Below are 316 nucleotides of genomic sequence, written 5' to 3'. Positions count from 1 at the left end.
CGCATCTTTTCGGTCTCGCTCTCCATCCGCAGCTGTTCCTGCTTTTTGATGCGGGTGGTCAGGGTGCTGGTCATAATGGACACCACCAGCATCGCCATGCCCGAGAACAGGTGTTCCGGCAGGGTGAAGTTGAAGGCAAAGTAAGGGGAGCGGAACGCAAAATTCACGGCCAGCACGCCGATCAGGGAAGCCACCACGCCCCACACAAAACCATCCGTATAGATCGAGGTCAAAAAAACTGCCAGAACAAACACCATCGATGCAACGCCATCGATCCGGCCGGTGATCTGCTGTGTGGCGGTCACGATGAGAAAGG

At 56.0% G+C, this 316-nt stretch carries 1 protein-coding gene; it reads right to left on the bottom strand.

All coding sequences use genetic code 11. The features are described from left to right. Nucleotides 1–316, bottom strand: a 316-nt coding sequence (locus tag P0G09_RS17200; protein ID WP_275253277.1) for a DUF4118 domain-containing protein, incomplete at both ends; no start/stop codon positions are given.

This window comes from Faecalibacterium sp. DFI.5.82, from assembly GCF_029076575.1.
Lineage (GTDB): Bacteria > Bacillota > Clostridia > Oscillospirales > Ruminococcaceae > Faecalibacterium > Faecalibacterium duncaniae.
Note: the sequence above shows the minus strand (reverse complement) of the source record. Positions and strands in the feature narration are given on the sequence as shown.